The organism is Actinoplanes sp. CA-252034, from assembly GCF_050956125.1.
In the GTDB taxonomy this organism is placed as follows: Bacteria; Actinomycetota; Actinomycetes; order Mycobacteriales; family Micromonosporaceae; genus Actinoplanes.
On record NZ_CP191846.1, the window covers coordinates 2,038,019 to 2,059,411 of the forward strand.

General features: G+C 73.5%; 17 protein-coding genes. 6 read left to right on the forward strand and 11 right to left on the reverse strand.

Annotated features, from left to right (window positions below; genetic code table 11):
* Nucleotides 1–27: 27 nt before the first annotated feature.
* From ACQPZW_RS09400 to ACQPZW_RS09415, 4 genes are all read right to left on the reverse strand, one after another.
* Nucleotides 28–693, reverse strand: a complete 666-nt coding sequence (locus ACQPZW_RS09400; RefSeq protein ID WP_433794429.1) for a hypothetical protein — start codon at nt 691–693, stop codon at nt 28–30.
* The gene (locus ACQPZW_RS09405) at nt 657–1,829 is read right to left on the reverse strand and encodes a DUF2201 family putative metallopeptidase (protein WP_433794430.1); all 1,173 of its coding nucleotides are present in this window, start codon (nt 1,827–1,829) and stop codon (nt 657–659) included. Before ACQPZW_RS09405 ends, ACQPZW_RS09400 begins: the two co-directional genes overlap by 37 nt.
* 9 nt (nt 1,830–1,838) lie before the next feature.
* Complete coding sequence (locus tag ACQPZW_RS09410; protein ID WP_433797491.1) at nt 1,839–2,882, reverse strand: ATP-binding protein; 1,044 nt, start codon at nt 2,880–2,882, stop codon at nt 1,839–1,841.
* Nucleotides 2,883–3,060: 178 nt separating this feature from the next.
* A complete protein-coding gene (locus tag ACQPZW_RS09415) occupies nt 3,061–5,145 on the reverse strand; it encodes a sigma-70 family RNA polymerase sigma factor (protein WP_433794431.1) in 2,085 nt (694 codons plus the stop codon).
* A 382-nt stretch (nt 5,146–5,527) separates the two neighbouring features.
* Here ACQPZW_RS09415 and ACQPZW_RS09420 point away from each other — a divergent pair, with 382 nt between their 5' ends.
* From ACQPZW_RS09420 to ACQPZW_RS09445, 6 genes are all read left to right on the forward strand, one after another.
* Nucleotides 5,528–7,102 carry a DNA polymerase IV gene (locus ACQPZW_RS09420; RefSeq protein ID WP_433794432.1) on the forward strand — a complete coding sequence of 525 codons (1,575 nt, stop codon included), beginning with the start codon at nt 5,528–5,530 and terminating at the stop codon, nt 7,100–7,102.
* A 403-nt stretch (nt 7,103–7,505) separates the two neighbouring features.
* Nucleotides 7,506–8,669 (forward strand): sensor histidine kinase, encoded by a 1,164-nt coding sequence (locus tag ACQPZW_RS09425; RefSeq protein ID WP_433794433.1) that lies wholly within the window; start codon nt 7,506–7,508, stop codon nt 8,667–8,669.
* A complete protein-coding gene (locus tag ACQPZW_RS09430) occupies nt 8,666–9,322 on the forward strand; it encodes a response regulator (RefSeq protein WP_433794434.1) in 657 nt (218 codons plus the stop codon). The genes ACQPZW_RS09425 and ACQPZW_RS09430 overlap by 4 nt, the downstream gene beginning before the upstream one ends.
* 85 nt (nt 9,323–9,407) lie before the next feature.
* Entirely contained in the window at nt 9,408–9,683 is a 276-nt protein-coding gene (locus ACQPZW_RS09435) for a hypothetical protein (protein ID WP_433794435.1), read from the forward strand.
* A 178-nt stretch (nt 9,684–9,861) separates the two neighbouring features.
* Nucleotides 9,862–11,610, forward strand: a complete 1,749-nt coding sequence (gene ctaD, locus ACQPZW_RS09440) for an aa3-type cytochrome oxidase subunit I (RefSeq protein WP_433794436.1) — start codon at nt 9,862–9,864, stop codon at nt 11,608–11,610.
* A gap of 135 nt (nt 11,611–11,745) precedes the next feature.
* Nucleotides 11,746–13,137, forward strand: coding sequence for a hypothetical protein (locus ACQPZW_RS09445; protein WP_433794437.1), 1,392 nt, complete (start codon nt 11,746–11,748; stop codon nt 13,135–13,137).
* A gap of 146 nt (nt 13,138–13,283) precedes the next feature.
* On the opposite strand, the gene ACQPZW_RS09450 is transcribed toward ACQPZW_RS09445, so the two are convergent.
* The 7 genes from ACQPZW_RS09450 to ACQPZW_RS09480 form a co-directional block, all read right to left on the reverse strand.
* Complete coding sequence (locus tag ACQPZW_RS09450) at nt 13,284–14,180, reverse strand: NAD-dependent epimerase/dehydratase family protein (protein WP_433794438.1); 897 nt, start codon at nt 14,178–14,180, stop codon at nt 13,284–13,286.
* Between the two features lie 61 nt (nt 14,181–14,241).
* On the reverse strand, nt 14,242–15,375 hold the full coding sequence (locus ACQPZW_RS09455) for a cytochrome P450 (RefSeq protein ID WP_433794439.1): 1,134 nt from the start codon (nt 15,373–15,375) through the stop codon (nt 14,242–14,244).
* 123 nt (nt 15,376–15,498) lie between these two features.
* On the reverse strand, nt 15,499–16,293 hold the full coding sequence (locus ACQPZW_RS09460; RefSeq protein ID WP_433794440.1) for a glycosyltransferase family 2 protein: 795 nt from the start codon (nt 16,291–16,293) through the stop codon (nt 15,499–15,501).
* Nucleotides 16,290–17,741: an AMP-binding protein gene (locus ACQPZW_RS09465; protein ID WP_433794441.1), complete on the reverse strand. Its 1,452-nt coding sequence runs from the start codon at nt 17,739–17,741 to the stop codon at nt 16,290–16,292. Before ACQPZW_RS09465 ends, ACQPZW_RS09460 begins: the two co-directional genes overlap by 4 nt.
* Before the next feature lie 10 nt (nt 17,742–17,751).
* Nucleotides 17,752–18,489, reverse strand: coding sequence for a glycosyltransferase family A protein (locus ACQPZW_RS09470; protein WP_433794442.1), 738 nt, complete (start codon nt 18,487–18,489; stop codon nt 17,752–17,754).
* Complete coding sequence (locus ACQPZW_RS09475; protein WP_433794443.1) at nt 18,486–19,466, reverse strand: 3-oxoacyl-ACP synthase III family protein; 981 nt, start codon at nt 19,464–19,466, stop codon at nt 18,486–18,488. Before ACQPZW_RS09475 ends, ACQPZW_RS09470 begins: the two co-directional genes overlap by 4 nt.
* 158 nt (nt 19,467–19,624) lie before the next feature.
* Complete coding sequence (locus tag ACQPZW_RS09480) at nt 19,625–21,274, reverse strand: serine/threonine-protein kinase (RefSeq protein ID WP_433794444.1); 1,650 nt, start codon at nt 21,272–21,274, stop codon at nt 19,625–19,627.
* Between the last annotated feature and the right edge of the window lie 119 nt (nt 21,275–21,393).

A 21,393-nucleotide genomic window follows, 5' to 3' on the forward strand; every position in this document is an offset into this window, starting at 1 on the left:
GCAAAGGGCCCGGCCCCGCGGAACGGCTCAGCGCACGCTGAACACCGGGCCGCGCGGGGTGAACGGCAGGCGGGCGCCGCGCGGCACGAGGTACGCGTGGGGGCGCCGGATCCTCAGCACGTCGCAGTCGCCGTCGGTGATCACCAGGATCGGCCCGGCCGTCGGGAAGTCGTCGGCGCGTTCCAGCAGGTCGATCGCGGGCTGCAGGGTGGTCCCGCCGCGGCCGCGCACCCGGACCCGCCCGGCGATGTCGTCCACCCGCAGGTATCCGGCGTCGTAGGCGGCCGCGTCGCAGAACACCACCCGCGCGGCCGGCACGTCCCGGGCGGTCGCGTAGGAGGCGATCGCGCCGAGCGCCTTGCCCATCAGCACCGTGCCCATCGATCCGGACGTGTCCACCACCACACCGAACGTGCTGCGCCGGACCGCCTCCTCCGGGCGGTGCCGGCCCGGTCGCGGGATGTCCGGGGTGCCGGCCTGACGGCGCGACGGCCGGGCGTACGTCCGGACCGGCTCCACCATCGGCACGTGCTCCTCGAACCAGCGGGCCAGCCGTACGTCCCACGGCACGGGCGGCTGCTCCAGCACCCGGATCTCGGCCACGAGCCCGGCCGGCAGCAGACCCCGCCCACTGCTCTGGTGATAGGCGAGACCGGTCAGCAGCGCCCGGCGGCAGTACTCGTCGAGGTCCACGCCGCCGCCCCGCCGCCCCGCCGCCCGGCCCACGGCAGCGGCTCGCCCAGCATGTCGCCGACGCCCTGCCCGCGCAGCGTCGCCAGCTTCCGCATCCGGCGCAGGTCACCGGAGATCCGGTCGTACACCTGCTCGGCCGACGCGCCGGCGAACGCGGGATCGTGCAGGGTGCCGTCCGGCAGCACCCCGACACCCATCTCCACCAGCCAGCCGTTGATCACGTAGTCGCAGGCCACGTTCCACAGGTACGGGTCCCGGCCACCACACCGGTCGGCGTGCCGCAGCGCCACGTGCAGCAGCTCGTGGGCCAGCACGAACCGCCACTCGTCCTCGCTCAGCGTCCGCCACGGGTTCACGTAGATCTCGCCCGCCTCCGCCGACACCGCCGCGATCGAGATGTCCCAGGAGCGCGCCAGCGGCCCGTCGGCGACCAGCGTGAACCCGGCCGCCACCCCGCCGAGCAGTGGGTACGAGCCGAGGAACCAGCTCATCGCCAGGTCCCACGGCTCGCGTCTGGTGGCGCCGCCGGTCATCGCCGTACGGGCTCCGCCGGCCACCTCGACACCGGCCACCGCGGCCGCGGACAGCCCCAGCGCGAACCGCTCGGGCCAGCGCGGCTCGTGGCCCGGCCGGTACCGGACCGGGGTCAGGTCGAGGTCGGGTGCGGCGGCCAGCTCCGGCGGCACACCCTGCCGGCGCCACCGGGCCGCCAGGTCGTCCTCCTCCGCCGTGGGCAGCAGATCGGGCAGCGGATCCGGCTCACGACCGAGCTTGACCGCCCGCTGGAACCGGGCGACCGCGAGGCAGGCCGCGGCCCGGAAGGCGGCGTCGTCCTCGCCCTCGGCCCGGGCCGTGAGGTGGTCGAAGCCCAGATGGAGCAGGCAGTGCGCGAGCACCCAGCGCCACTCGTCGGGGTCCAGGCGGCGGGCCCGGCTCACCACGATCGAGCCGCTGACCGACACCCGGCCCGGAGCCGGCAGCGGCGCGTTGACGATCTCCACGGTCACGTGCGGGCGCGGGTAATCGAATTCGGTCATCGCTCCGAACAGTGGGTGCCCGGCAAGCTCGCCCCACGCCTGCTGGAAGGCGAGCGTGTTCGGGTCGGCCTCGGCCGCGCGCTTCGGCTTACGCGCCATCGGGCCGCCTCAGGCCCGGGCCGCGACCAGGCGCGGCAGGTCACGGCTGACCTCGACGAGGAACCAGGCGGGCAGCACCGGGTTGCCCTCGGCGTCCGGGGCGATCACCAGGCGGCCGCACTCCAGGGACAGCTCGGAGAGCTCGACGAGCATCGCCTTGGCCCGGTGCGCGAACTGGCGCAGGCTCGCCGAGGCGTGCGTCTTGCCGGCCGGCAGATCCTTGAGCAGGCGGGCCCGGAACGCCTCGGCCAGGAAGTAGAGCAGGTCCCGGTCGTCGGGGCGGGACGGCCAGCCGGCGTCGCCACGGACGATCGCGTCCAGCCCGTACCGATGCCGGACGATCTTGACGTAGCCGCCGAAGGCGGTGGCGTGCGCCGGGCTGAGCGTGCCCGCCGCCAGCAGGCCCAACATCTCCTCACCGATGTCGTCGCCGTAGGAGCGCAGCGCGTCGGAGAGCATGTGCCAGCTGCGCGGGGTGGAGAACGCCTCCTCCACCTTGGGCGGCGCCGACCACAGATGATCCGGTCGCTCGGTCAGGTAGCCGGTCACCCAGTGGTGGATGCCGGCCTCCCGCGCCCAGGCCGACCAGTCCGCCCAGGACGCCCGCAGGTGCACGTGGATCAAGCGGTTGACCAGCGCCGACGCCATCGGGCGGGCGAGCGCGTTGTCGCTGGTGCGGTTGCCGGCGCCGATCACGATCGACCCGGCCGGCAGCTCGTAGGCGCCGATCCGGCGGTCCAGGATCAGCGAGTAGAACGCCTTCTGCACGTCCGGGCTCGACGAGTTCAGCTCGTCCAGGAACAGGCAGTACGGCTCGTCGCGCGCGATCGACTCCGGCGGCGCGAACCGGCTGCGCCCGTCCCGCAGCTCCGGCACCCCGATCAGGTCCTCGGCGGCCAGCTGCGTGCCGACCAGCGTCACGCACTCCAGGCCGAGCGAGGCCGCGAAGTCACGGACCAGCGAGCTCTTGCCGATGCCCGGGGCGCCCCACAGGAACACCGGCCGGGCCACCGCGACGTGCAGAAGCAGGTCGGGCAGCTGGGCGGGGGTCACCGTGATCGCGGAGTGCATGCCGGTCAGTGTGGCGTTCCCACTGATCGGCATGCATCCGTATTACCGGCCGGGCCGCGCTTTCACCGGCCTTCACCGGTCTTCGCCGGCGGGTGGCGCTTTCACCGGCGTTCGCCGGCGGGTGGCGCCCGCACCGGTCTTCGTCTGGCGGGTGGCGCCCTCACCGGCCGGACATCGACGCCCCGATGCCGTTGCCGGTGGACAGGTAGTCGGTGCCGGGGAGCTTCCGCGTGGCCGTCCGGGCGCCCTCGGCCACCGTCGGGTCCTCCGAGACGAAGGCGAACCGCTCCACCTGCCAGCTGTTGTTGCTCGGCTCGGCGCCGGCCGACAGCGACTGCTCGCCGCGGGCGTTGCCGACCGCCGCGTTGTTGCGCAGCACCGCCGGGGCCGTGGTCATCGCGAAGCCGAGCCCGCCGTTCTCGAACGCCGTGTTGTTGCCCAGCTCGATCGCCGCCGTGTTGCCCTCGTCGACGAAGCCGTGCCCGCCGTTGCCCCAGGCGGCGTTGTGCCGCACCGAGTGGGCCGCGGCCACCGCCTCGCCGCCGCCGAGCGCGAAGCCGTTCGTGCCGTTGCGGAACGACCAGTTGTACTCGACGGCGACGCGACTGCGGAACGAGCCCAGGTCGACGCCGTCGAGGCTGTTGGCCCACGCCCGGTTGCCGCGCACCACGTTGCCGTCGCCGTCGCCGAACTGCACCGACAACCCCGAGCCCCGGTTGGCGTAGAAGTCGCTGTCCAGCACCCGGTTGGCCGCGGTTCCGCCGTCGCGCAGCATCAGCCCGACCCCCGCGTTGTCGTGCACGGTCAGCCGCTCGAACGTGTTGTTCGTGCAGGACAGGCAGGTCCAGGTGGCGTTGCGGGCGCCGGTCACCTCGAGATCCCGCACGGTCCAGTACGACGCCCGCTGCGTGATCGCCCACTGGCCGGCCGGGATCGCCGAGGCATCGATGATCGCGCGCTCGGAGCCGTACCCACTGATGGTGATCTGTTTCTCCGCGGTGCCGCTCGTGGTGATCGAGATCGGACCAGCCGGGCGGTAGGTGCCGGCGCGCAGCGCGATCGTCTGGCCCGGTTCCACCACCGCGATCGCCTTGGCCACCGACGCGTACGGCCGGGCCTCGCTGCCGTCGCTGTCGTCGGAGCCGTTCGGCGCCACGAAGATGTCCGGCCTGGCGGCCTCCCGGGTCACCGGCGCTTCGCCGGCGGCACCGGCGGACGGCGTGGGCGTGGCCGCTGTCGGCCGCGCCGGTGGGGCCGCCGTGACGGCCGGCGGCGGTGCGATCGCCCGCGGGGACTCCGGCTCGTTGACCACCGCGAGCGTCAGCCCGCCGCCCGCCGCGACGGTCGCCGCCGTCACCGCCGCCACCAGGGTCTTGTGCTGGGTCACGTGGGCGACCAGTGAGGCCGTCGTGACCAGCGGGGGAGCGGTCGCCCCGGCCTGGAACGCGGCCTGGACACCCGCCCACAGCGCCACCGGCACCGGCAGTGCGGCAACTCCGAGCAGCAGCCGCTCCGGCGACACCATCCCGGCCTGGTGGAAGTGGCACTTCGGGCAGTCCCGCACGTGCCGGGCCAGCCGTTTGCGCCACACCGAGTCCACGGTCCCGTCCCAGAACCGGATCGTGCTCGACAGCTCCGGGCAGATCGGCTTCGCCCGCAGCGCGCGGACCACCCCGCGGGAGAGCTCCAGCTGCGCCTTCATCCGCTGCACCCGGACCGCGGCGTGCTTCGGCTTCACGTCCAGCGCGGCGGCCAGCTCGGCCCGGGTCAGATCGCCGCGTGCCTCCTGCCACCAGAGCCCGAGCAGCTCCCGGTCGCCCTCCTCCAGCCAGCGGGCGGCCTCGGCCAGCTCCCGCCGCTGATCGGCGACGACCAGCTCGGCGGTCGTCCGCTCGGCGAAGTCGCCGACCGGGTCGGGCACGTCCACCGGTTCCGGGAGGTGGCGCATCAGGGTCATCTTGCGGGTACGCATGTGCATCTGAACCCGCCGGTACGCGATCGCCACCAGCCACGACCGGAACCGCTCCGGGTCGCGCAGCGCGCCCAGCGCGTTGATCGCCTGGAGCATGGTGTCCTGCACGAGATCGTCGACGTCCGGGTGCCCGTGCAGCGCGCGGCCGATGACGTTGTAGATCAGCGACAGGTGGCCGGTGAACAGCTGATCGCGGGCGGGAACGCTCCCACGCTGAGCGGCACGGACCAGGTCCGATACGCCCGCCGCCACCGCGATCTGACTCTCCGTCACCGTCCCGCTTCCTTCGTCGAAATGGCACGCCGACCGGCAGATATCGAAGATCATGCGTGCTTCTGTTGGCGGGCGTGGCCACTAGCTGCGAGAATGTCCGCTTACTTGTGATCGAGCCGTATCGTGGCACAGCCTTCGGAGACCTGTAAAGCCGCTCCCAAAGCCGTACACCGAGTTCTTGTTATCGCTCCCACGCGCGCGCATCTACTCTCCGCCACCATCCGCCCGCGACCGTTCTCACCGGAGAGGAGCCCCGTGCCCCCCACCGCGACCACGCTCACGGCCCGCCGTCGCCGGAGGCGCTGCGCCGCCCCCGGCGCGGCCGCCGTCGGCCGTCCCGGCGGGCGGCGGAATTGTCGTACCCCGCGCATAGGCTGCGGGGGTGAGGAGGGAAGCGAGCATTCTGCACGTCGACCTCGACGCGATGTTCGCCGCCGTCGAGCAGCGCGACAAGCCGTCGCTGCGGGGCAAGCCGGTGATCGTCGGCGGCGTGGCCGGGCGTGGTGTGGTGTCCACGGCGTCATATGAGGCGCGGGCCTTCGGCGCCCACTCGGCGATGCCGATGGCCCAGGCCCGCCGGCGCTGCCCGCTGAACACGGCGTTCCTGTCGCCACGGTTCCCGGCGTATCAGCGGACCAGCGCGGTCGTCATGGAGTTGCTGGCCGGGGTGTCGCCGTTGGTCGAGCAGGTCAGCATCGACGAGGCGTATATCGATCTCGCCCCCACCGGCAACGACCTGAGCCTCCCCGCGGTGACCGCGCTCGCCCACCGGCTGAAGGCGGAGATCGCCGCCGCGACGGGTGGGGTCACCGGCTCGATCGGCGCCGCCTCCAGCAAGCTCCTCGCCAAGATCGGCTCCGACCTGCACAAACCCGACGGCCTCACGATCGTCCCACCCGGCGACGAGCTGCTGGTGCTGCACCCGCTTCCGGTGCGCCGCCTCGGCGGGGTCGGCCCGGCCACCGAGCAGCGCCTGCACCGCTCCGGCATCCGCACGGTCGGCGACCTGGCCGCCGCCGCCCTGGAGGATCTGGTCGACTGGTTCGGCACGGCCCACGGCCACGGCCTGTTCCGGCTGGCCCGGGCCGACGACCCCCGCCCGGTGGTCAGCTCCCGCGAGGCCAAGTCCGTCTCCGCCGAGGAGACCTTCGACATCGACGTCCGAGACCCGGCCCGCCTCGGCCACGAGCTCGACCTGCTCGCCGCCCGCGTCGCCGGCCGCCTCCGCCGCAGCGGGCTGACCGGTCGCACCGTCAACATCAAGGTCCGCCATCCCGACTTCACCACGGTCACCCGCGCCGTCACCCGCGACCAGCCCACCGACGACGGCATCCTGATCGCCCAGCTGGCCCGCCGTCTGCTGCGCGACGTCCCGACCGCGGGCGGCATCCGCCTGCTCGGCGTCGGCGTCTCCGCCCTGTACGACTTCGCCCAGGACGACCTCTTCTCCGCCGCCGGCGAGGACCCGCCGGCCTTCGACTTCCCCGAGGACCTCCCGCCCCCTCCCGCCGCGGGACCCGCCGTCGCCACCACGCCGCCCCCACTGACTGCCGTCGCCGCTACGCCGACCCTGTCGTCCAGTGCGGCGTCCGCTCCTCCCGGGCCGCTCGCCGCCGCCGGGTCGGCCGTCCCGGGGTCTTCCGGCGCGGGATTCGTCGCTCCGGGGCTGATGCCGGGCGCCGGATCGGTTGGTGGATCCGTTCCGGTGGCGTCGCCGTCGGGGGCACCGGCTGTTCCGCCGGCTTCGGTTCCGGTGTGGCGCTCCGGCCAGGACATTCGGCATGACGAGCACGGTCCAGGATGGGTTCAGGGCAGCGGGATCGGCCGTGTCACGGTCCGCTTCGAGGGCCCGCTGACTCCCGTCGGCCGGGTGCGGACCTTCTTCGTCGACGATCCCCAGCTGCATCCCGCCGACCCACCCGACTGGTCGGACGCCGGCTCTTCCCCGCAGCCCTGACCCTGTTCCGGCGGTGCCGTCGGCGTTACGGCCGCGGCGGACCGGCCAGTCGGGCTGCCCACCGGCTCCGGTCGTCCTGGGGTGAGCTTCCGGCTTCGCCGCCGGGGGATCATCCGATCAGCTGTTCTCCGGGCGGCGGCAATGGGTTGAGGTCGTGTGCAGGCGGTTTCGGCGAGTGTCGGGGTGGCGGCGGGCGGTTGAGGTCGTGTGCAGGCGGTTTCGGCGAGTGTCGGGGTGGCGGCGGGCGGTTGAGGTCGTGTGCAGGCGGTTTCGGCGGGGCTCGGGTGGCGGCAATCGGTTGAGGTCGTGTGGGAGGAGGACCGGCGTGGAGGCGAAGGCCGCTTCGGTGGAAGAGGAGAGCTCGCCAGGGCGGGGTGCGCCCTATCCAGGGGTGGAGCCGCAGGTGGATCGGCTGCGGCGGATGGTGACGCGGCAGTTCGAGCCGGGGGTGACCGCTCGGCGGGGAGAACTCGCGGTCGATGGTGGGATCGCGGCCCTGGCGTTCGCGATCAGTCTGCTGCCGTTGACCGCTGACGCCACCCCGGGCTGGGCCTTCATCGTGCTGGCCGGGAACACTCTGCCGCTGGTGCTGCGCAGGCAGAACCCGCTGCTCGCCAACCTGCTGATCGCACCCAGTGCGGTGATCTTCGGGCTGGCCGGGTGGCCCAGCCCGCTGGTCCCGGTCGGCCCGTTGATCGCTCTGCATGCGATCGCCGCCTACGGCCGGCGCGCCCACTCGTATGCCTTTGTGGTGCTCGCCCTGCTCGCTGCCCCGGCTGTGCTGATGCTGCGCCCTGCCGAGTACGAGCCCTACGAGTGGCTCGACCTCGCCCTCGCCGCCGTCGTCGCCTGGCTGGCCGGCACCCTGACCGCCGCCCGCCGCCGTGAGATGGGACAGTTCGAGGAACGGATGGCCGCCGAGCGAGCCCTACGTCATGCCGAGTCCGAACGGGCCACCGCCGAGTCCGAACGAGCTGCCGCCGAGGAGCGTCATCGGATCGCGCGTGACATGCATGACGTGTTGGGACATTCGGTCGCGGTCATGGTGGTGCTGGCCGAAGGCGCTGCCGCTCGTGCCGAGGCCGGTCACGTGGATCCCGCCACCCTCGACCTGATCGCCGCCACCGGCCGCCGCACCATGGCCGACCTGCGAGCCACCCTCGGCCCGCTGAGATCTCCCGCGCCGGCGCCGCCCGGGAGCGAGGACATCGGCGGGCTGGTGGCGGCCGTGCGGCAGGCGGGCGCCACCGCTGAGCTGCGGGACGGGCTCGCGGAGCCGGTCACCGGGGCGGCGGGGCTGGCCGCTTACCGGATCGTTCAGGAGGCGCTGACCAACGCGCTCAAGCACGCGCCCGGTGAAGCGGTCACGGTGGAGATGACCGAGGGCGGCGACGGGCCGCGGATCATCGTCAGCAATCATCGGGACGTGGACAGGCCGGTCGGTGAGGGGCAGGGGCTGCGGAACATGCGGGAGCGCGCGGCCGCCGTCGGCGGCACGGTCGAGCACGGGCCGGCCGGCGGCAGGTGGCAGGTCACCCTCCGACTGCCGGAGCGGTACGGCCGATGACGATCCGGGTCGTGCTGGTCGACGACGAGGAGCTGATCCGGGTCGGGTTGCGCCTCATCCTCGGGTCCCAGCCGGGGATCGAGGTGGTCGGGGAGCTCGCCGACGGGACGGGCGCGGCCGCGCTGGTCCGGGACACCGGGGCCGACGTGGTGCTGATGGATCTGCGGATGCCCGGCACCGACGGGATCCGTGCGACCGCCGAGGTGGTGGCCGCCGCCCCGGACGCCCGGGTGATCATCCTGACCACCTTCGACATGGACGAGAACGTGCTGGACTCGTTGCGGGCGGGGGCGTCCGGGTTCCTCGTCAAGGACACGCCGCGGGCCGAGCTGATCACCGCGATCCGGGTGGTGGCCGACGGCAACGCGCTGCTCACCCCGCGGGCCACCCGGCATCTGCTGGCCGAGTTCTTACGGGTGGCTCCGCGGGAGCCGCGCCGCCCATTGAGCACCCCGCTGACCGGCCGTGAGCTGGAGGTTCTCACTCTGCTGGCCCGGGGCCGCAGCAACGCCGAGATCGCCGCCGACCTCACTGTCAGCGAGCACACGGTCAAGACGCACGTCGGCAGCATCCTGGCCAAACTCGGGCTGCGCGACCGGGTTCAGGCGGTCATCCACGCGTACGAGCAGGGCATCGTGTCCCCGGCCGGATAGTCACCCGCCTAGCTCGTAGGGACCACGCCGCAATCCGCTCTCGACGGCGATTCGCCCGGCTGTCCGGATCCGTAGCGTGACCTGCATGAATGAGACACGAACCCTGGCCTGGAGCTCGCTCGTCGCGGGCCTGTTGAGTTTCCTGCCCGCCCCCGGGCCGCTGGCCGGACTGCTGGCGATCATCCTCGGGTTCCTGAGCCCGACCGGCGCGGACGGGCGGCGGCCGAGGCAGGCCCGGGTGGGGATCCTGCTGGGCACGATCAGCTTCCTGCTGTTCGCCACATTCTGTGTGGTCTATTTCGGCGTACTGGGCTACCCGCTCCCGCGTATCGAGCCGTACCGACCGGAGCTGGACCGCTGACGGCCGGGACGCCGGCGGGCGCCGGAGTTCGACGGGACCCGTTTACCCGTACCGGATGAGGGAACGCCGGGCCGATGGCTGCCGGGCGGATCGGATGGGGTCCCCGACGGGCCGCACCCTCGAGCCGGGTTGTGCTGATGGTCGCCGCGGAGTACGAACAGTCCAGGGAGGACTTTCGATGACCGCTGTTTCCCCTCGCCCCGTGCAGTCCCGGCCGTGGCCGCTGCGGCCCCAGGTCAGAGGCTCGTGGCTGGCCCGGACGCTGCGTACCACCGACGCGAAGCAGATCGGGATCATGTATCTGGTCACGGCGTTCGTGTGGTTCGTGCTCGGTGGCGCGATGGCGCTGCTGATGCGGGCCGAGCTGGGCCGCCCGGGCATGCAGCTGCTCTCGCCCGAGCAGTACAACCAGTTGTTCACCATGCACGGCACGATCATGCTGCTGTTCTTCGCGACGCCGATCGTGTTCGCGTTCGCCAACTACGTGGTGCCGATCCAGATCGGCGCGCCGGACGTGGCGTTCCCACGGCTCAACTCGTTCGCGTACTGGCTGTACTTCTTCGGTGGCCTGATCGCGTTCGGCGGGTTCCTGATCCCGGGTGGGGCGGCCGACTTCGGCTGGACGGCGTACACGCCGCTGAGCACGTGGCAGCACTCACCGGGGTACGGCGGGAACATGTGGGTGGTCGGGCTGGCGCTCTCCGGCGTCGGCACGATCCTCGGCGCCGTCAACATGATCACCACCATCCTGTGCCTGCGGGCGCCCGGGATGACCATGTTCCGGATGCCGATCATGACGTGGAACATCCTGCTCACCAGCGTGCTGGTGGTGCTGGTCTTCCCGTTCCTGGCGGCGGCGCTCTTCGCCTTGGCCGCCGACCGGGTGCTCGGCGCGCAGGTCTTCAACGTGGAGACCGGCGGGCCGATGCTGTGGCAGCACCTGTTCTGGTTCTTCGGCCATCCCGAGGTCTACATCATCGCGCTGCCGTTCTTCGGGATCATCACCGAGGTGGTGCCGGTGTTCAGCCGCAAGCCGGTCTTCGGGTACAAGACGCTGGTCGCGGCCACGGTCCTGATCACCATGCTGTCGATGAGCGTGTGGGCGCACCACATGTTCGCCACCGGCCAGGTGCTGCTGCCGTTCTTCAGCCTGCTCAGCTATCTGATCGCGATTCCGACCGGGATGAAGTTCTTCGTGTGGATCGGGACGATGTGGCGCGGTCAGATCACTCTCGAGACGCCGATGCTGTTCGCCGTCGGGTTCATGGTGACGTTCCTGCTGGGCGGCCTGACCGGGGTGCTGCTGGCGTCGCCGCCGGTCGACTTCCACGTGCACGACAGCTACTTCGTGGTCGCCCACTTCCACTACGTGCTCTTCGGCACGATCGTCTTCGCGGTGTTCTCCGGGATCTATTTCTGGTTCCCGAAGATGTTCGGCCGGATGCTCGACGAGCGGCTGGGGAAGGTGCACTTCTGGCTGACCTTCATCGGCTTCCACACCACGTTCCTGGTACAGCACTGGGTCGGGAACGAGGGCATGCCCCGGCGGTACGCCGACTACCTGCCCGGTGACGGCTTCACCACCCTGAACATGATCTCGACGATCGGCTCGTTCGTGCTGGGGGCGGCCACGCTGCCGTTCCTCTACAACGTGTGGAAGTCGTACCGGGTCGGCACGGTGGTCACCGCCGACGACCCGTGGGGGCACGGCAACTCGCTGGAGTGGGCCACCTCCAGTCCGCCGCCGCTGCGCAACTTCGACCGGATGCCCCGGATCCGCTCCGAGCGGCCGGCCTTCGACGCGAAGTTCCCGCAGCTGGCAGCAGGTGGGCAGTCTGCGGCCGGGCCGCCCGAGGGTGGTGCCAGGCCGTTGACCGAGGAATCGACCGGCGGGGCCAGCTATCTGGAGGACCGTACCGATCGTTGAGATAGACGGTTAAAAGGCGAACTGTCGGTTTTGGGCATAGATGCTCATTGTGAAAGACGTGCTAAAGGTCCGTACCTAGCAAACTGCGCAAGGCGATGAGAGATCGGACAACCCGCCCCTTCCGGAAGGGACCTCATGCCGATCGCTCTGCACGCACTGGTGGCCGCCGCGCTGGCCGTTCCCGCCGCGCCCGTCGCCGCGACGACGCCCCGGGACTGCGCCGGGGACTTCACCGCGCGCTCCCGGGCCGACCTCGCGAAGATCACCGTCCTGGATCCGGGACCGCTCGCCCGCGGCATGCCCGCCCTGACCGACGTACGCCTCGCCAGCGCCGAGGGCACCGTCGACAGCGTCGGCCGGCCGCACCGCAGCATCGCCTCCGGCCGGCACGCCGACTCCCGCATCCTCGGACTCCCGGGCGGCGGCGCCGGCGCCCGCCACACCGCGCCCGGCCCCCGCGGCCCCGACGAGAAGAGCCTCGTCCCCTTCCGGGCCGCTGGGCTCGCCACCGTCGCCGCCGGCCGGTCGACCGCCCACGCCAGCTGGGACGACGCCTACCGCTGCGGCAAGACCGGTCCGCTGACCAGGGCGGCGACCATGCTCAGCGGGCTGTCCTTCCTGGACGGCGCCGTCAACGCCAACGGCCGCCCGACGAGCCTGCTCAAGATCGGGCCGACCGGCTCCACCCAGAGCGCCACCGACCTGATCGAGCTTCGCAACGGGCGGGTCGGCGTACGGGCCGGAGCCGGCGCCACCCTCGGTGACCTGAGCCTCTTCGCCGGCACCCCGCAGGAGATCGCGATCAAGGTCGTCGACCAGCCGACCCTCGAAGTCGTCGCCGGCGCTCATCCCCGGGACAACGAGGTCTCCTACCGGCCGGCCGTGCTCCGCGTCTCCACCGCCGGCAAGCCGGTCCACGTGCTCAAGGACGCCGGCGGTTCCGTCTCCCTGAGCCTGCTCAGCGGCGTCGCGCAGGGCCCGCCGACCGGGCTCGAGGTCCGCGTCTCCCTCGGCGGGGTCGAGGACTCCCACCGCGGGCGCACGGTCGGCGCCTCCGCCGGCACCGTGCGCGTCGAGGTCAAACTCGGCATTAAGCACGTGCTCGACGTCGTTCTCGGCCAGCTGTCGGTCACGGCCGGTGCGCCCGCCGGCGAGGCCCCGGGCCGTCCGGGATCGCGGCCCAGCCCGTACCCCGGCCGCCCCTACCCGGGCGGATCCGCGCCCGGTGGTGTTCCCGGCTACGACGACGACCCCACCGACAGCGGTGGTGACACCGACGCCGACAGCGGCGCCGGCTCTCCCTCGCCGTCGGCCTCGGACCCGGACTCGGGCCTGCCCTCCGGCTCCACCGACGACGACGGTCCGGTCCCGGTCCCCGATTCCGCGATCCCCTCCGACGGTACGGGCGGAGGCGGCCTCGCCCTCACCGGCGCCGATGTGACCGTTCTCGGATTCGCCGGCGGCGGCCTCGTCCTCGCCGGTCTGATCTCGCTGGTCCTGACCAGGCGACGGCCCACCCGGGACTGATCCACCCGCCGCTGAGACCCACCCCACCGGGCCGCCCGTGCAGACGGACGGCCCGGTGGTCGGCACTGCGACCCGCCGACCGCGTCGCCCGGACAGGGATCGATGCCGGAGCCGGTCGGCTTCCGCCCGTCACCCCCGGCCGGACCTCAGCGGATCGCGGGCAGCGTCTCGACGAAATCGGCGAACGACCGGCGCGGCGTCCAGCCCTGCGCCCGGGCCCGGCCGATGTCGAGAGTGACCGGACTGGTGAGCTGCTCCACGGCGTACCGGGAGAGCAGCGGTGGCCGTCGAGTGATCCGGGCCGTCCGGGTGATCACCGCGGCGGCCGCGCGAACCAGAGAGATCGGCAGATGTGCCACCGGCACGCCGCACACCGCGCCCACCACCGCGTCGCGCTGGTAGGCGACCGCATCGGCGATGTTGTAGACCCCCGCGGGCCAGCCCGTCGCGGCCAGGCAGGCGTCGGCCAGGTTCTCCACCGCGGTCAGGCTGAGTGCCACGTCCGGCCCGGGAAGCCACGCCCGCCCACCCCGCACCACGCGCCGCAGCCGGGGCAGCAGATGCGGGTCACCGGCCCCGTAGACGGCCCGCGGCCGTAACACCACCGCCCCCGCGTCGAGCGCCAGCCGTTCCCCGGCCGCTTTGGTCCGGCCGTAGGCGGTCATGCCGCCCAGCGGATGGTCCTCGCTGATCGGTTCCGGACCGGCGGGCGCGTACACGCTCGCGCTGCTCACCCACACGACCGGCCGGTCCCCGGCGGCCTCCAGCAGGCGGGCGGTCCCGTCCACGTTCACCGCGCGGAAGGCGGCCTCCGACGCGCGGCCGGGCGGCGGGTCACCGACGGCCGCCGCGAGGTGCAGCACGACGTCGGCCCCGGCGAGATCCGGCGTGGTACGAGCGGCGTCCCAGTACCGATGCTCCCCGACGGGCCCGGGCCGCCTCCCCAGACAGACGACCGTGGCTCCGGCGACAGCGGCGGCCCGGGCCACCACACCCCCGCAGAACCCACTGCCGCCGGTGACCGCGACCAGCCCCGACCCCATGCCCGGATCCTCTCACCCCCGGACGGCGGCTCCCGCACGCCCGAACGACGCGTGCCGCCGGTCAGCGGGTCGCGGCGACGGTGAGGGTGGCCCAGCCGGGCAGGGCGCTGCGGCGGTCGGCCCGTGCCGAGAGGACCACCGGGCGGTACGCGGCCAGTGCCACCAGGGCGTCGGTCAGCTGCCGGCGGGCCAGGCGGGCGCCGGGGCACGCGTGCGGGCCGGCGCCGAAGACCAGCTGCGTCACCTGCGGCGGGGCCGGGTCGGACGGGGACGGGTCACGGTCGTGGGCGCCGACCGCGTGGCGGGCGATCAGGATCAGACGGTCACCGCGGCGGACCGGCCGGCCGGCCACGGTTCCCGCCGCCGCGGCCACCCGGGGGAGCAGCGGTGTCGGCGCGGTGACGCGCAGGAGCTCGTCGGCCAGAGCTTCGGGAGCCGTTTCGGCGTACCCCCAGAGGTCGGCGTCGGCGCACCAGGCCGCTGCTCGCGGCAGCCCCGCGACCGTCGTGTTGATCGCGGCGACCGCGAGCATCGCGGCAAGGCCGTCGGGGACCCGGCCCGGAACCCGGTCGGACGCTCCGTGGAAAGGACCGTCGGAGGGCCGGTCGAGGGCGGGGCTGACCAGGGCGTTCAGGTGATCGGCGGCGCGTCGGGCGGCACGGCGGCGGGCCGGGGACGGCAGGCCGGGCAGGTGTTCGCGGGCGGCGGCAGAGGCGGCGGCGCGGGCCGCGGACGCCAGCGTGAGCGGGTCGACGGTGAGCCCGAGGAGGGCGGCGGCGGTGGCCCCGGAGAGCTCGGCGGCCACGTCGACGAGATCGACCGGAGCACCGTCGGCGAGCGGTGCGAGGCGGCGGTCCAGCACCTCCATCCAGACCGGGCGCAACCGGGCGACACCGTCCGCGCCGAGTGACTCGGCCAGCCCGCGCCGCGTACCGCGATGGTCGTCGCCCTCCTGATCGAACAGCAGCCCGCCACCGGTCAGCCGGCCCGCCGCGCCGCCGGTCGTGCCCTCGGCGGTGCGGTCCAGCGGCACCCGGACCAGCGCATCGGTGAACGCCTCGCGCGAGTGGGCCAGAACGGTCCCGCCGATACGTGCCGTCGCCCGCCACCGGGTGGCTGCCAGAAGCGCGAACAGCACCGGATGACCGCGCAGATAGACCCGGCGGTCCCGGCGGCGCGCCCGTGCCTGTGACATGTCGGCCCCCGCCCTCGTCCCGTCCGGCGAACGCGATCATCGGTCGCGCCGGGGGCGGAGGTCAATTCGCGCGGGGCACCGACGGGCGGCCGTGCCGGGGCGGACGCCGACTCCCGAGGGGCGTCAGCGGACGTGGACCCGGGCCTGGTCCGGCGGGCGGTAGCGGCGGTCCCAGTACCAGAGGAGGGTCCGGCGGGCGCCCCACGCGCGCAGTCGCCGCAGGCTGGACTCGACGACCAGGTCCTCGGCGCGGGTGATGCGGGTGGTGACGCGGCGGGCCCGGTTGAGGAGGGTGACGTCCTCGGAGCCGTCCTCGAGCGCCTCCCTGGCGGTGCCGCCGCAACGCACGTACAGGTCGGCGGTGAGGGCCAGGTTGTGCCCGTGGACGAGGACGTAGGGGCTGCGGTATTCCGGCGCCCGATGCGCCCGGCGGTAGCGGCCGTACACCGCGGCCAGCCGGACGGCGGCGGGGAAGACGGTGCGCTCGGCCCAGGTGGGCCGCTCGTCGTGGCGCGGGACGCTGCGGCCACAGACCAGATCGAAACCCTCACCGAGGTACGCCCGGGAAGTCGCCACCCAGTCCGAGGCGGGCAGGCAGTCGGCATCGGTACGGGCGAGGAACCGGGCACCGGTCGTGATGGCGTGCCGGAACCCGGTGTCGGCGGCGGTGCCGGCCCCGCGTTCGGTCTCGGTCACCACCTCCACGGGGAACGGCGCCGTCCCGGCGAAGCGGCCCACCACGTCCACGGTGCCGTCGGTGGACGCGTTGTCGACGACGATCAGCCGGAACCCGGAGTCGGTCTGCCGGGCCAGCGCCGCCAGGGTCGCCCCGATCGAGGCGGCCTCGTTGTAGGCGGGCACCACCACGGCGATCACCTCGGGACCGGGTGGGCGCCTCAGCGGATCCGGGGTGCTCATGGCCGTACCCTCTGGTGGGGAATGCCCGAGGCCAGCGATGCCGCAGCGTGCCGGTCGGGTTTGCGGGAGCGCCCCGCCAGGGGCACCGGGGCGAACATCACACGGTCGGGCCGGGCCGAGCCCATCCGGTCGAGCGGCCCCCGCAGAGCGGCCTCGACGGCGGTCCGGCTGGCTCCGGGCGCGGTCTCGACGATCGCGACCACGTGCTCGTCACCGTCACCGGCGGGCACCCCGACGAGAACCGCGAGCGACACGCCGGGCACGTGCAGCGACGGCTCGTACAGGCCGGGGTAGATGTTCTCGGCCTTCCGCAGGATCATGTCCTTGCTGCGCCCGCCGAGAACCGCGCGTCGGCCGGACAGGGTGGCGATGTCGCCGGTCGCGACCCACTCGTGCGGCTCGGCGCCGAGGTAACGGTCACAGACTCCGGCCCCGGCCAGCAGCAGCTGCCCGTCGTCGCCGATCCGGCCGCGCACCCCCGGCAGGAGCTCGCCGACCAGGTCGCCGTCACCGGTCCAGGCGCGCTTCTCCCGCGACTCGACGGCGGCCGCCGGGAACACCTCGGTCAGCGCGTAGACGCCCCACGCCTCGTCGGCCCCGGCCGCCCGCACCCGGTCGAGCAGGTGCGCCGAGACCGGCGCCGACCCGCTGTAGACCCGCCCGCCGAACGGCACGCCACCGTCGAGCGCCGCCCGCAGCTGGGGTGGAGTCAGGTAGACGGCCTGCGGGCGCAACCCGGTGATCTGCCGGGCCAGCGCGCCGGGCCGCCGGTCCGGGGCGGCGACCGGCGCCGCGGCGGCCAGCGACGGCACCGTCACGAAGAACGTGCCGCCGAGCACCGGCGTCCCGGCGACCGGGCGGACCAGCTCGGCCACCGACCGCAGCCCGGCGTCGAGCCCGGCCCGCGTGTGCACGACCGCGCGGGGGCTGCTGGTCGTCCCGGAGGTGAAGATGATCACCGCGTCGCCGTCACCGTCGTAGGCGGGCGGCACCGGACCGGCGGGGAGCTCCAGGACGGGCGCGTTGCCGGGCAGCCGGCGGCCGACCGTGGCGGTGGGCCCGAGTCTCGTGAAGTCGGGCAGCGCCAGACCCGCCCGGCGGGCCAGCGGGGCGGCCCATCCGGCGACCGCCTGGGCGGCCGCGTCGGCGACGATCAGCGCGGGCCCGGCCAGCGACAGCCGGGCGGTGAGCACGTCGGGGCCGGCCGTCGGGTCGAGCAGCGCCACCCGTACGCCCAGGCGGTACGCCGCGAGCACCATGGCCACCGCGCGCGGCCCGGGACGGATCGCCAGGCCGAGGGTGTCGCCGGCGCGCAGGCCACGGGCGTGCAGGGCGGTCGCATACCGGTCCCGGAGCCCGGCCAGGTCGTCGCGGCTGACGGTTCGCCGGCCGTGGATCAGGGCGGGGGTGTCGCCGGACAGTGAACCGGTGCTCAGCGCGTCGAGCAAGGGGCTCCCCTCATCGTGGGTCCGGGGTCAGGGCGCCACTGCCACGGTCGAGGTACCAGCGGGCGGTCCGCAGCACCCCGTACGCACGCAGCCGCCGGGTCGAGTTCTCCACCACCATCGACCGGCAGTGCACGATCGATGAGGTGGTCCGGCGTACCCGATTGAGGAAGAGCCGGTCGGTCGGCGACGGCTGCCGCGGCATCCCCCCGCACGCCTCGTAGAGCGCCGCGGTGATCGCCATGTTGTTGCCGGCGTGCATCCGGTAGGGGGCCCGGAACCCGCTGTCCCGGTGTGCCGGCCGGATCCGCCCGAACGCCGCCGCCAGCACCACGAGCAGCGCGAACACCGCCCGCCCGGCCGGACCGTGCTCGTCGCGGCGGGCGGTGATCCGGCCGCAGGCCAGGCCGGCCCCACCGGTGAGGGCGGCCCGGGCCGCCGCCGTCCAGCCGGGCCGGGGCAGGCAGTCGGCGTCGGTACGCGCCAGCAACTCCGCCCCCGCCGCGATGGCATTCCGGAACCCGGTGTCGACCGCGCAGCCCACGCCCTTCTCGGCCTCGACGAGCACCTCCACCGGGAACGGCGCGCGCCGCCGGAACGCCTCGACCGCGGCGACCGTGGTGTCGGTGGACCCGTTGTCGACGACGAGCAGGGTGAAGTCGAGGTCGGTCTGGGCGGCGAGCGCGTCCAGGGTGGCGCCGATCCGCGCCGCCTCGTTGTAGGCCGGCACGATCACCCACAGGCCGGTCATGACCGTTCCCACACCATGGTCATCATGCTGACACCGCCGCCCAGCCCGATGAACAACACCCGGTCCCCGGACGCCAGCTGCGGGTACGTCCGGCTGAGCTGCACGCCGAGAGTGGCGCTGGCCATGTTGCCGAACGAGGTGACGGTGACGTCGAGCCGGTCCTTCGGCACGCCGGTCACCTCGATGAACCGCTCAAGGTACGGCAGCGTCACCTGATGCACCAGGATCCGGGCGTAGTCGGTGTACTCCATCCCGGTGCGCTCCCGGACCCGGTCGAGGATGCCCGTCCCGATCGTCTCGAACACCCCACGCAGCCGGTGCCCGTCGCCGGTGAACCAGGTGTGCTCCTCGCTCCTCGGATGCCGTGACCCGCCACCCGGGATCCCGCCGGCCGTCCAGTGCTCGGAACGGGTGACGGTGTCGACGTCGATGATCCCGCCCCGCTCGACCGGCTCGACGACCACGGCCGCCCCCGCGTCGCCGAACGTGTACCCGGCGAACGCCTGCCGCGCCTCGGCCAGCCCCGACACCCGGGGCCGCATCACCCGGCTCGGCGTCTCCCCGGTCACCACCAGCGCCCGCCGGGCCCGCCCGGCCAGGATCATCGACCGGGCCAGGTCGATCCCGTTGACGAAGCTGTTGCACGCGTTGGTGACGTCGAGCGCGTGCGCCCGGCTGCCCAGCTCGTCCTGCAGGATGTGCGCGGTGGCCGGTTCGACCATGTCCCGGCTGGCCGACGCGAACAGCAGCAGGTCCACGTCCTCGGGGCGCACGTCGGCCGAGGCGAGGGCGGCGCGGGCGGCGTGCAGGCCGAGCGTCGAGGCGTACTCCCCGTCGGCCGCGAACCGCCGCCGTTCGATGCCGGTGAGCCGGGCGAGCAAGCCGCGGGGAAGCCGTCCGATCCGGTCCTGCAACTCCGCCGTGGTGACCTCCTGCTCCGGCAGATGGGCCCCGACCCCGGTGATTCCGACTAGCACTATCCCCCCACAGACCGTCCGGCCCCTCAGCATGACCGAACAGTGACCGGAATGACGACCGTGCCGGAACAGCTTTTCAGCCGGGAAGCCCTGGCACCATGATCACGTACGCGGCGATCGGGTCTCGGCGGAGGTGATCGGTCGGTGGTGGCCTGTGGTCAGGGGCGGGTGGTGAAGGAGGCCAGGATGGCGGTGAAGTCGGGGAGGTGGGCGGCCCAGGATTCGCGGGTGGACTGCCACTCGAGCACGAAGGCGCGGCCTCCGCTGATCGTGACCCGGCGCAGGGAGCGCATGACGGTGCCGTCCCGGTCGTGGAACGTGTACTCCCAGACGGCCGCTGACGGGGTCGGAAGCGCTTCGAGGCGTAGCCGCCGGTATCCGGGCAGGTAGGTCTCCAACTCGGCGATCTCCAGCTCGGCGACCACGTCGGCCGGGGGCTGGGCCAGAGCGGTGATGCCGAGTTGCAGCCGGTCGGCTCCGGCGCGGAAGGCCGTCCCGCCGGGGATGTCGCGGCGCCGCCACCCCTGCGGGACGGCGATCCGGTAGCCGTCCGGGCCGTTCCACCAGGTGTGTCCGCGCGGCGGAGCCTCGTTCCGGCGGTCGGCCGGGACCGTCGCGAACCCCGTGGGGTCAGGGGGGACGACGGGAGCCGGTGGAACGGCGGGGCCGGGCCGGCCGGCTGCCCCACCTCGGCCGGGCTGGGCGTCGTCACCGGCGAGGCCGGGTGCGGCGGCGTCACCGGCGGCGCCGGGTGCATCGGTGGTACCGCCGGGGCCGGGTGCGGCGGCGGACCCGGCGGGGGCGGACAGGACGGTGGCGGACCCGGCCGGATCGGTGGCGGACCGGTCGGGGGCGGGAAGGATGACGGCGGGACGGTCGGGGCCGGCCGCGGCGATGGTGACGGTGGCGGACGAGGCGGGGGCGGCGGTGTCCGTACCGGCGCGGGTCTCGCCCTGGGCCGTCGCCGCGACGGTGGTGAGTGTCGTGGTGACCGCTACCGCCGCGAGGATGGCCGGGATCCGGCGGCGCGTCGCCGACCGGGACCGTCGCCTGCTCGCCTCGACGACGCCACGCAGCGCCCATTCCGCGCCGGTCATGCTCGGCCGGTCCGACGGATCGCGCCGCAACAGCCCGGCCAGCACCGGCGCGAGCGGCCCGGCCCGGCGGGGCTGCTCGGGCCGGCCGGCGCCGATGGCGCGCAGCACCTCGGCGGTGGTCGGCCGCAGGAACGGCGGGCGGCCCTCGACGGCGTGGTAGAGCGTCGCCCCGAGCGACCACAGGTCGGCGCGCTCGTCGGCGGCGTGGTCGAAGATCCGCTCGGGGGCGATGTATTTGGGGGAGCCGAGCACGACCCCGGCGTCGGCGAGGGTACGGATCCCGTTCGGCGTGACGAGGGGCCCGAAGTCGGTGAGCACCACCCGGCCCTCCGTGGTGATCAGCACGTTGCCCGGTTTGACGTCGAGGTGCAGCACTCCGGCCCGCCCGGCCGCCCGCAGCGCCGACACCAGCACGAGGCCGATCCGCGCGACCCGCACCGGCGACAGTGGACCGGTCTCGTCGATCACCTGGTGCAGCGAGCGGGACGGAAGGTACTCCATGACGATCCACGGCCCGTCCCACGACGGCAGCACGTCGATGGTGTGGATCACGTTGGGGTGCTCGACGCGGGAGGCGGCGACGGCCTCCGGCAGCACCCAGTCCCGCATCAGCTCCCGTTGCCCGACTGTCAGGCCGTCGGGGAGGGCGCAGTGCTTGACCACGACCTGCGCCTCGGTCTTCTCGTCCACGGCCAGCCAGATCCGGCTCATGTGACCTGAGGCGAGCGGGCGGACGAGCCGATAACGTCCCCCGACGACCTCTCCCTCCGCGGCCATGTCTTTACCCCGTCTTCAAGATATGTTTACGCAGGTCAGATGCTGGGTCGACA